The organism is Gilvibacter sp., from assembly GCF_013214815.1.
Lineage (GTDB): Bacteria > Bacteroidota > Bacteroidia > Flavobacteriales > Flavobacteriaceae > Gilvibacter.
The window spans coordinates 1-2,929 of record NZ_JABSPU010000126.1 but is presented as its reverse complement, the minus strand read 5'-3'; the positions used below and the strand labels follow the sequence as shown (position 1 = coordinate 2,929).

Below are 2,929 nucleotides of genomic sequence, written 5' to 3'. Positions count from 1 at the left end.
TTAGAGAGGGCTGAAGCAAAGAAAGATAAATCTCCATACTGGGCCAACTGGGTGAATGTGTACGTCTACGGCCTGGTTGGGCAATTGACTGGTGCCATTTACCAGAACTGGCATAAGGTGGACGATATACCAGAGTATGCGAGACTTATGGGATACGGACTGGACTTTGGGTTCAGTAATGATCCTAGCGCGATGGTGGGCTTCTATCGTGCCGATAGCGGGCTGTTTATGAAGGAGGAACTTTATCAGACTGGCCTTACCAACTCCGATATGAATGAGCAGTTCAAGAGGCTAGGCATTAGCAAGACCCAACCAATCTTTGCGGACTCAGCAGAGCCAAAATCTATCGAAGAGCTAAGGCGTTACGGATGGAACATTAAGCCAACAAAGAAAGGCAAAGACTCTATTATGTACGGTATTGACATCCTGTCCTCACAAGACTCTATAGGGGTTCCTGCTTATTCGGGGAACCTCATCAAGGAGTTTAGGAACTATGTGTGGGAGACAGATGCGGACGGCCATAAACTGAACCGTCCGATCGATAAGTGGAATCACTTGATGGATGCCGCTCGTTACTTCGCTATGATGAAGCTAAGAAAAACAAACGAATTCTTTGTTATCTAAGCCAGCAAGGCAACAAGGGCTAATAAAGCCCCGTATGCCAACGCTGTTAGAATAAAGCCGATTATGGCCAGCCTTACACTTGTAGATTGGCCGTGTGTCGCTATACGCTTTCTTATACTCATACCTTTACAACTGAGGTGATTTTACCGCTACTCTATTCCTAGCCACTGTACATTTCCGGCAATGTCCTTTTTAGAAAAAAATCCCGCGTTCATTTTGTTAAATTTATTAATTTCTTAAAAACTGAATGTTTATCTTCTCAGTGTCGCTTTGGTAATTCAGGGAATTCATCCTTCCATCTACAACACCGGAACTGACTAAATTATACGTATTCTCGAAATAAACCAACCTGGAAGGAACTCCTTCTTTGTTGTACCTATGGATAAACCACTTAGCGGTGTCACCGGAGTCCAAGACGATTCTCAACTCGTCAAATGAGATCAGGAAGTCGTCTTCAATGATCTCTAAATCGCCCTGCCCTAGATTCCTACCACCAATAATTCGGCCATCTTCGTAGTAGGTATAGTGTAACATTCTCACATCACCTTTAGTGAACGGCTCTATTGGTTGAAACGGGTCTGCCTTCTTGCAGCAAGAGCACCCTAACATTAAAATTAAACTTAAAACTGTTATTCTTTTCATAAATTCAAATTTATAAACCCCTGATGAAAGTTCCAAATGGAAGTGAAGATAATTACACCTTTTAGGCAAAGAATTCCTATGAAGCGAGTTAAAGACAAGCTCTACTCCATCAATCTGAACCAATACAGGAATTGGCACCCGATGGTTGAGAACAAGGTGAAAAAGCAGTACTCAGACGACTTGGAAGATCAGCTATCTGGTCTCACCTTTAATGGCCCAATAACACTTGATTACCAGGTATTTAAGCCAACAAGGGCTAGGCTCGATAAGATGAACGTTATAGCTATTACCTCAAAATACTTTCAGGACGCTCTTGTTAATTGGGAGTGCATACCCGATGACAACGATGACTTCATTAAGGATGAGTTCGTGAGGCCTACAATCTACGACAAGAATAATGGACGGGTTGAAATTACTATTAAAACGATCAACTAGAAAACCGCTATTTTTGCCCTATGAAATTATTTAATTGGAAGAGGAAGTCTAGCTTTAAACCTACGGAGGGAATGCGAACTTTTTTTGATAAGACTGTTAGCTGGCTAGGCGACAATCAGGTTTTCTTTAATGAAAGCAATAACGAAAACTATATCAAGGAGGGGTATAAAAAGAACTCTACGGTTTATTCTATCATTAATTTGATCACTCGAAACGCCACAATGATCCCTTTCAAGGTTTACGAGGTGAAAGACAAGTCCCTATCCAAGGATTACACCGCTCTGACTAGCGGCCTATCAACTAAGGGGGCTATTTTGAAAGCGTCTGTCCTTAAGGCGAGAAGCTTTAATGAGGTTACACAGTCGGACATTTTGGAAGTGCTTCAAAACCCAAACCCTATGGAGGGATGGAGTTCGTTTGTAACCAATTATATCGGATTCGGTAAACTAACTGGGAATCGATATGTCTACGGTGTAAGAGACGGCTCCGGAAAGGTTCGGGAAATGTACGTACTCCCTTCTCAGCATATGGAAATCATTTCGGGAGGAAGGTTTGAGCCAATCAAAGGCTATAATCTGCAGATGAATGACGACAGCTTTGTTGATTTTGACAACTCTGAGATTCTACACGTAAAAGACTTCAATCCAAATTTCGACTTTAGCGGTTCTCAACTTTACGGCCAGTCTCCTTTAGAGGCTGCCTTCAGGGTTTTGGAGACCAATAACGAGACAATTAGCACGGCCAAAAAGCAACTTCAGAACCAAGCAGCCAGAGGTCTTTTGGTGGCTGAAGAAATGGACGGAATAGACAGAGCACAGGCTAGAGCGCTAGATAACGCACTGATAAAGAAGATGAAAGACAGCCGAGGAGGCGTAGCCATCACAAACCAGCCGATGAAGTGGATTAACTTCGGACTCTCTCCTGCGGATATGGAGCTTATCAGCCAGCATAATGCCTCTGTCAAAGAACTTTGCAACGTTTATGGAGTGCCTGTTGTGCTGATGAACAACACGGACTCTAGTTCCTACAACAACCTAAAGGAGGCTAAGTCCTTTTTGTTCCAGAACGCTGTCAATCCTGAAATGATTAGGCTACGTGACGAACTTAATAGGTGGATGGTTCCGATGTTCGGAGAAAACCTCTACCTAGACTTTGACTTTACAGTGATTCCTGAGCTTCAAGAGGACGTTTCCGAAATGGTAAACCAACTCGATAAGGCTTGGTATTT

The 2,929-nt window shown here is 42.9% G+C and carries 4 protein-coding genes; 3 read left to right on the top strand and 1 reads right to left on the bottom strand.

All coding sequences use genetic code 11. The features are described 5' to 3' along the window. Nucleotides 1–624 (top strand): terminase large subunit (locus HRT75_RS14400; RefSeq protein ID WP_291188205.1); only part of this gene is annotated, 624 nt, incomplete at its 5' end. 228 nt (nt 625–852) lie between these two features. Here HRT75_RS14400 and HRT75_RS14395 read toward each other — a convergent pair. Next, nucleotides 853–1,158, bottom strand: coding sequence for a hypothetical protein (locus HRT75_RS14395; protein ID WP_291188203.1), 306 nt, complete (start codon nt 1,156–1,158; stop codon nt 853–855). 186 nt (nt 1,159–1,344) lie between these two features. Between HRT75_RS14395 and HRT75_RS14390 the strand changes: the two genes are divergently transcribed. Both HRT75_RS14390 and HRT75_RS14385 read left to right on the top strand, forming a co-directional pair. Beyond that, complete coding sequence (locus HRT75_RS14390) at nt 1,345–1,701, top strand: hypothetical protein (RefSeq protein WP_291188201.1); 357 nt, start codon at nt 1,345–1,347, stop codon at nt 1,699–1,701. A 71-nt stretch (nt 1,702–1,772) separates the two neighbouring features. Then, a partial coding sequence (locus tag HRT75_RS14385) for a phage portal protein (RefSeq protein ID WP_291188199.1) occupies nt 1,773–2,929 on the top strand: 1,157 nt, incomplete at its 3' end.

Excerpts from the sequence above, each read along its gene's own strand:
- HRT75_RS14395 (WP_291188203.1), bottom strand. The coding sequence starts at position 1,158 with ATGTTACACTATACCTACTACGAAGATGGCCGAATTATTGGTGGTAGG.
- HRT75_RS14390 (WP_291188201.1), top strand. The coding sequence starts at position 1,345 with ATGAAGCGAGTTAAAGACAAGCTCTACTCCATCAATCTGAACCAATAC.